Origin of the sequence: Jeotgalibacillus terrae (assembly GCF_016908195.1) — a bacterium.
Taxonomy (GTDB): domain Bacteria; phylum Bacillota; class Bacilli; order Bacillales; family Jeotgalibacillaceae; genus Jeotgalibacillus; species Jeotgalibacillus terrae.
The window spans coordinates 239,679-247,358 of record NZ_JAFBDK010000004.1 but is presented as its reverse complement, the minus strand read 5'-3'; the positions used below and the strand labels follow the sequence as shown (position 1 = coordinate 247,358).

Below are 7,680 nucleotides of genomic sequence, written 5' to 3'. Positions count from 1 at the left end.
TAAACAACCTGGCACCGATAGAGTATCGATACCAGGCCGTAGCGTAGTTCTAACCTTTTTTCTTTTTTACTGTCTACTTGACAGGGCGCAGTTCACACACTGTGACCGGTTCTTTTTATTATACTTTAGTTTCTTTTAAGGTTCTCAAGTTCAACTAAGAATTTATCATTCAGCACTTTAATATACGTTCCCTTCATTCCAAGTGAACGTGATTCGATGACACCCGCACTTTCAAGTTTACGCAGTGCATTTACAATAACCGAGCGCGTAATTCCAACACGGTCAGCGATCTTAGAAGCTACAAGCAGGCCTTCTTTTCCATCAAGTTCTTCAAAGATGTGTTCAATTGCTTCAAGCTCACTGTAAGAAAGTGAACTGATCGCCATTTGAACAACCGCTTTGCTTCTCGCTTCTTCTTCAATCTCATCTGCTTTTTCACGAAGGATTTCCATCCCTACTACTGTCGCACCATATTCTCCAAGAATCAGATCATCATCTTCAAAGTTCTGCTCAACACGTGCAAGGATTAGTGTACCAAGACGGTCACCTCCACCGATGATCGGTACAATCGTTGTCAGACCTTTTGCGAAAAGGTCCTTGTTTTCAACAGGAAATGCTGTATACTCACTTTCAATATCAAGGTTTGGTGATGTTTCAGTAATGTTGAACAGGTTTTTCGTGTACTGTTCAGGGAACTGACGGTCTTCTAGCATTTGCTTCATACGTTCATTTTCAATCTGCTGGTTAACCGCAAAGCCTAATAGCTTACCTTTTCTGCTGAGGATAAATACGTTGGCTTCGATCACGCTGCTCAGTGTTTCTGCCATTTCTTTGAAGTTTACCGGCTTACCGGCTGATTGTTGTAGCATTGAGTTAATTTCTCTTGTTTTTCCTAGTAAATTCATATCCTGAATTCCTCCTGCTGTTTCTCTATTTTTAGTATCATCTTTCCCTTATTCAAAAAACGTAAAACTTTTTCTAAATAGTTGTGTTAAAGTTGGCTGCCTGATTCTGCTTCTGGGGGAACGCTTTCCGCAGGGCGTGCGGTGAGCCTGCCGGAGTCCTTCTCCCTTCCGCTGCAATCGCCAGCTGTGATAAAACAACATTTGACGTTATCATAGTCTACAAAATAAACTCGCTTAAATCTCTGCTGCCTGCAATTTTTGCTAATTTCTCATCTACATAAGCAGGTGTAATCGAGATTGTACCGAGTGCAATATCAGATGCTTCAAAGGATAAATCCTCGAGCAGTTTTTCCATAATTGTGTGCAGTCTTCTCGCTCCGATATTGTCAGTTTCCTGATTAACCTGATAAGCGATCTCTGCAAGCCTTCTGACAGCGTCTTCTGTGAAATCTACTTCGATCCCTTCAGTCGCCATCAGTGCTGTATACTGCTTTAATAATGCATGGTCCGGTTCAGTTAAGATCCGGACAAAGTCTTCAACTGCAAGTTTCTGGAGTTCCACGCGGATCGGGAAACGCCCCTGCAGTTCAGGAATTAAATCTGACGGCTTGGCTGTATGAAATGCGCCTGCTGCGACAAACAATACGTGGTCCGTTTTAACCGGACCGTATTTTGTGTTCACCGTTGAGCCTTCTACAATTGGAAGGATATCTCTCTGTACACCTTCTCTTGATACATCCTGTGATCCCGAACCAGAAGACTTCGAAGCAATTTTATCAATTTCATCAATAAAAATCATACCTGTCTGTTCAGCACGGTAAAGTGCTTCCTGAGATACTTCGTCCATATCAATCAGCTTTTGTGCTTCATCATGAGTCAGCACTTTTCTTGCATCTTTCACTGATAATTTACGCTTCTTTTTCTTCTTCGGCATCAGATTACTAAGCGCATCCTGAAAATTCATGCCCATCTGTTCCATACCTGATCCCTGAAGCATGTCATACATAGAAGCTGACTGACTTTCGTCCACTTCCACTGTGACTATACGGTCTTCAAGCTCACCGTCTTTTAACTTCCGGGCAATCTCCTGACGCTTTTCGCGGAGTGATAATTCATCTTCAGAAGTTTCGCTTTGCTGTTCCTGATTCTGATCATTACCGCCAAACATCATTTCAAACGGATTTTTAAAGTTCTGAGATTTTTTAGCTGAAGGTACGATCAGTTTAACAAGTCTTTTATTCGCATTTTCTTCAGCTTTAGTTTGCACAGACTGCATCTTTTCTTCTTTAACGATTCTGACTGACGTTTCCATCAGATCACGTACCATTGATTCAACATCTCTGCCAACGTATCCTACTTCAGTGAATTTTGTGGCTTCCACTTTAATAAAAGGCGCGCCGACAAGCTTGGCAATTCTTCTGGCAATTTCAGTTTTACCAACGCCAGTCGGGCCCATCATCAGGATATTCTTAGGAATGATCTCATCTCTCATTGATTCTTCCAGCAGATTTCTTCTGTAACGGTTTCTCAGCGCAACTGCAACCGCTCTTTTAGCTTCTCGCTGGCCTACGATATACTGATCAAGCTTTTCAACAATCTGTTTCGGTGTTAACTCTGCTGACTGTCTCATTCTGACCGCCTCCTTACAGCTCTTCAACGATAATGTTGTGATTTGTAAATACGCAAATATCAGCTGCTGTATTTAATGAAGCTTCAGCTATTTCTTTTGCGCCCATATGCTCACCTGCATGTTTTTTCAGCGCTCTTCCGGCTGATAAGGCGTAGTTGCCGCCTGAGCCGATCGCTAAAATATCATCGTCAGGTTCAATAACTTCACCTGTTCCGGAGATCAGCAGAAGACCATCTTTATTCATAACGATCAGTAATGCTTCAAGCCGTCTCAGCACCTTATCACTTCTCCACTGCTTTGCTACTTCTACTGCTGCTCTTTGAAGGTTGCCGTTATACTCCTGAAGCTTCCCTTCAAACATTTCAAAAAGCGTGAATGCATCTGCAACAGATCCTGCAAAACCCGCAATAACCTGTCCGTTAAAAATTTTTCTTACTTTGCGTGCTGTATTTTTCATGACAACGGAATTACCAAGTGTTACCTGGCCGTCCCCTGCCATTGCAGCACCATCTTTATGCCTGATTGCAAATATCGTTGTCGCATGAAATTGTTCCATAAGCACCCTCTTTTCTTATTATGCTCTCGGATGAAATGATTGATATGTTTTCTTCAAATGTTCTTTTGTCACATGCGTGTACAACTGAGTAGAAGAAAGGTGGGCATGTCCAAGAAGCTCCTGGACTGTTCTGAGGTCCGCCCCGCTGTTAAGCATATGCGTTGCAAAAGTATGTCTGAGCATATGCGGATGAATAGAATGCGTGAGCGCTGTCTGTTCAACAAGCTTTGTCAGAATATGCCGCACCCCCCTTGCAGTAAGGGGGGTGCCCCTGTGATTAACAAAAAGATAACTGTGCTCTTCTTTCATCAGCGTACCCCGGGCATGTTCGATATAATCTCTCAGTGCCTTTTCAGCAAAATGCCCAAATGGAACATATCTCTCTTTACTTCCTTTACCTTTAATCAATGCGGTACCAATTGTAAGATCAAGATCTTTCAGCTGAATGCCTGTACATTCAGCTACGCGGATCCCGGTTGCGTATAGTAATTCCAGCAATGCTTTATTTCTTTTAGAAAGCGGATCATCCCCGCTGCACGCTAAAAAAAGCTGCTCCATTTCATTCTCATAAAAAAAATGAGGCAGCCTGCCTTCCTTTTTTGGATGAATAACATAAGTCATAGGATTAACAAATTCCGGGTTCTCTCTATTTAAATAGCCAAAAAACGTTTTCAGGCTTGAGATCTTTCTAGATACCGATGCACGTGAATAGGATTGTTCATGCAGGCTGACCAGATACCCCCTGGCAAGCAAGTCGTCCGTTTCATTAATGTGCCCGACACCTTCCCGGTTCAAAAATTCAAAAAAATGATCCAGATCATGAATATAGTGTTCTACAGTTAAAGAAGAGTAGTTCTTTTCCGTCTGCAGATATTGAATAAAAGATTGTTTTGCTTCATCAGAATATTGAATCATTTTTTCACCTCACAAAAGCCTCTAAATCTTATCATGATTTAGAGGCTTTTGCAATTAATATTACATTTTTTTCACAAAGTTCTGAATTGTTTCGATTGCGCGTTCAGCGTGTTTCTCCGCACGTTCTTTCTTGTTTTTGATTCTTTCACCAAGATCAGGGAATAGACCGAAGTTAGCATTCATAGGCTGGAAATTCTTTGTATCAGCCTGTGTGATATAGCGTGCCATACTTCCCATCGCTGTTTCAGCAGGGAATAAAAGTGGATCTTCCCCTTTAACGAGTCGTGCAGCATTGATCCCGGCAACCAGGCCACTCGCAGCTGATTCAACATATCCTTCAACGCCAGTCATCTGCCCGGCGAAGAAAAGATCTTCTCTTGCTTTCAGCTGATAAGTTGATTTCAGTACACTTGGGGAGTTAATAAATGTGTTTCTGTGCATTACACCATATCGGACGATCTCTGCGTTTTCAAGCCCCGGAATCATTCGAACCACTTCTTTTTGAGGCCCCCATTTCAAGTGTGTCTGGAATCCGACAATATTGTAAAGCGTGCCCGCTGCATCATCCTGTCTTAACTGGACAACTGCATAAGGACGCTTTCCGGTTTTAGGATCATCAAGACCAACCGGTTTCATCGGTCCAAAAAGAAGCGTTTTTCTGCCGCGTGCTGCCATGACTTCTACCGGCATACAGCCTTCAAAATAAATTTCCTTTTCAAACTCTTTAAGCGGTACAACCTCTGCTTCAATCAATGCGTCATAAAAGCGGTTGAACTCATCTTCAGTCATCGGACAGTTCAGGTAAGCTGCTTCGCCTTTATCATAACGGGATTTCAAATATACTTTATCCATATCTATGCTGTCTTTTTCAAGAATAGGTGCTGCAGCATCGTAAAAATACAAATACTCTTCTCCAGTCATTTTCTTAATGCTATCTGCCAGACCTTCAGTTGTCAGCGGTCCTGTCGCAATAATTGTCGGGCCTTCAGGGATCTCTGTGATCTCTTCTGAGTAGACAGTTACATTCGGGTGATTTTTCACTTTCTCCGTCACATAGCCTGCAAATTCATGGCGGTCTACTGCAAGTGCGCCACCTGCAGGAACAGAACTTGCATCTGCTGCAGAAATAATGACTGAATCAAGTGTGCGCATTTCTTCTTTTAAAACGCCTACTGCATTTGTCAGGCTGTTCGCACGCAGGGAATTACTGCATACAAGTTCAGCAAATTTATCTGTATGGTGTGCCGGTGTCTGTCTGACAGGGCGCATTTCATACAGGTTTACATGAATGCCTCTTTCGGCAATTTGCCATGCAGCCTCACTTCCTGCAAGACCTGCTCCAATTACATTTACACTTTGTGTCATTTTTATTCCTCCCATTAATCATTCACAGGAAAAGGGCCCGGCGGAGAAACCGCCAGGACCTGATTATACCTGCTGCTCTTCTTTATAATCACAGTTCGGGCATTGAATCTGATTGCCCTTTTTAAGCTTTTTCTCAATTAATGTGGTGTCACACTTCGGACACTGTCTGTCAACTGGCTTATCCCATGACAGGTATTCACATTCAGGGTAACGGTCACAACCGTAAAAAATTCTGTTCTTTTTACTTTTCCGTTCGATTACATTTCCTTCTTTACAGGTTGGACATTTCACACCGATTTCTTTAACAATCGGCTTTGTGTTTCGGCAATCCGGAAAGTTACTGCATGCCATGAACCTGCCATAGCGGCCCATTTTAATCACCATCGCATTGCCGCACTCTTCACAGTCTTCACCGGCATACTCATCTTTGATTTCGACTTTTTCCATCTCTTTTTCAGCTATATCAAGATGCACTTCAAAGTCTTTATAGAATTCATCGATGATCTTAACCCATTGTATCTGACCTTCTTCAACATCATCAAGCTCTTTCTCCATTTTCGCTGTGAATTCAACGTCAATGATTTCGGGGAAGAACTCAACGATTAACTCGAGTACAATTTCCCCAAGCTCAGTGGGCACAAACCTCTTATTATCCAGAGACACATACCCTCTTTTTTGAATCGTATCAAGTGTAGGTGCATAAGTTGATGGTCTTCCGATACCGAGTTCTTCAAGTGTTTTAACAAGTCGGGCTTCAGTATATCTCGGCGGCGGCTGTGTAAAATGCTGCTTCGATTCGATATCTTCTGACGACACCTTCTCGCCTTCTTTCAGATCAGGAAGGTAATTTTCTTTATCGTCTGACTGATCATCGCTACCTTCAATGTATACTTTCATAAAGCCTGCGAATTTCACTTTTGAACCGCTTGCTCTGAACTGAACGTCACCATTCATCAGGTCTACGCTCATTGTATCCATCACAGCAGGCGCCATTCTGCTGGCAATGAATCTTTCCCAGATCAGCTTGTATAGGCGGTACTGGTCTCTGCTCAAATACTGCTTAACTGACAGAGGTGTTCTCATTGCACTTGTTGGCCGGATCGCTTCGTGGGCATCCTGTGCATTGCTTTTCTTTTGTTGTTTAGGTTTTTCTGTCGTTAAAAACTCTTTTCCATACTGCTCTTCTATCACACCTGCAGCTTCAGTTTTTGCTACATCTGAAACCCGGGTTGAGTCAGTTCTCATATAAGTAATCAGACCGACAGTACCTTCTTTTTTGCCGAGATCGATCCCTTCATACAACTGTTGGGCGAGCATCATTGTTTTTCTTGCTCTGAAATTCAGTTTTCTCGCTGCTTCCTGCTGAAGTGAAGAAGTAATAAATGATGGTGCAGGGTTTCGTTTACGTTCTTTCTTCGTTACAGACTGAACTTCAAACTGCTTCCCCTTCATCTGATTCAAAACTTCTTTTACATCGTCTTCATTTTCGAGCTTTTTCTTCTTTCCATTGATTCCGTAAAATGATGCCGTGAAATCTTTCGTTCCTTTTTTGAACTGTCCATCGATTGTCCAGTATTCTTCAGGCTGGAAATTTTTGATTTCATTTTCACGGTCAATGATCAGCCGGACTGCGACCGATTGCACACGCCCTGCGCTGAGACCTTTTTTAACTTTTTTCCATAAAATCGGGCTGATATTATATCCGACAAGACGGTCAAGAATTCGTCTGGCCTGCTGTGCATCAACGCGATCCATATCAATCTTTCGCGGATGCTTGAACGATTCCTTTATCGCGTCTTTTGTAATTTCATTAAAAACAACGCGGCATTCAGAATCAAGATCAAGGTCAAGGCTGTGTGCGAGATGCCATGCAATGGCTTCCCCTTCTCTGTCGGGGTCAGCCGCTAGAAAAACACGTTTCGCTTTTTTAGCAGCAGTTTTCAGTTCCTTTAATACAGGACCTTTTCCGCGGATTGTAATATATTTCGGTTCAAACTCTTTTTCTACATCTACGCCCATTTGGCTTTTCGGGAGATCTCTGACATGTCCCATAGATGCCTTTACTTTATACTTTTTTCCAAGATACCGCTCAATCGTCTTCGCTTTGGCGGGTGATTCAACAATTACTAAAAAATCTGCCATTCTTAATCCTCCCCAGAGGTATACTTAACCTTCTTATGCGTAACTATATGTGTAACATTTTCCATTTGTCAATCATTTTTCCGATACATTAAACCTGGTTCATCAACCGTTTCTTCACATTTAAAATCGTTGAGTTCTATTTATACAGTGAATTTATCCCATTATGA

6 protein-coding genes are annotated in these 7,680 nt (G+C 42.3%); all 6 read right to left on the bottom strand.

Features of this window, described 5'->3' with window-relative positions:
• Nucleotides 1–125: 125 nt before the first annotated feature.
• On the bottom strand, nt 126–905 hold the full coding sequence (codY, locus tag JOD21_RS05665) for a GTP-sensing pleiotropic transcriptional regulator CodY (RefSeq protein ID WP_204728679.1): 780 nt from the start codon (nt 903–905) through the stop codon (nt 126–128).
• 217 nt (nt 906–1,122) lie between these two features.
• A complete protein-coding gene (hslU, locus tag JOD21_RS05660; RefSeq protein WP_204728678.1) occupies nt 1,123–2,535 on the bottom strand; it encodes an HslU--HslV peptidase ATPase subunit in 1,413 nt (470 codons plus the stop codon).
• 13 nt (nt 2,536–2,548) lie between these two features.
• Nucleotides 2,549–3,091 carry an ATP-dependent protease subunit HslV gene (gene hslV / locus JOD21_RS05655; RefSeq protein WP_204728677.1) on the bottom strand — a complete coding sequence of 181 codons (543 nt, stop codon included), beginning with the start codon at nt 3,089–3,091 and terminating at the stop codon, nt 2,549–2,551.
• An 18-nt stretch (nt 3,092–3,109) separates the two neighbouring features.
• A complete protein-coding gene (gene xerC / locus JOD21_RS05650; protein WP_204728676.1) occupies nt 3,110–4,006 on the bottom strand; it encodes a tyrosine recombinase XerC in 897 nt (298 codons plus the stop codon).
• A gap of 60 nt (nt 4,007–4,066) precedes the next feature.
• Nucleotides 4,067–5,371 (bottom strand): FADH(2)-oxidizing methylenetetrahydrofolate--tRNA-(uracil(54)-C(5))-methyltransferase TrmFO, encoded by a 1,305-nt coding sequence (trmFO, locus tag JOD21_RS05645; protein WP_204728675.1) that lies wholly within the window; start codon nt 5,369–5,371, stop codon nt 4,067–4,069.
• 63 nt (nt 5,372–5,434) lie between these two features.
• Complete coding sequence (gene topA, locus JOD21_RS05640) at nt 5,435–7,513, bottom strand: type I DNA topoisomerase (protein ID WP_204728674.1); 2,079 nt, start codon at nt 7,511–7,513, stop codon at nt 5,435–5,437.
• Nucleotides 7,514–7,680: the final 167 nt, after the last annotated feature.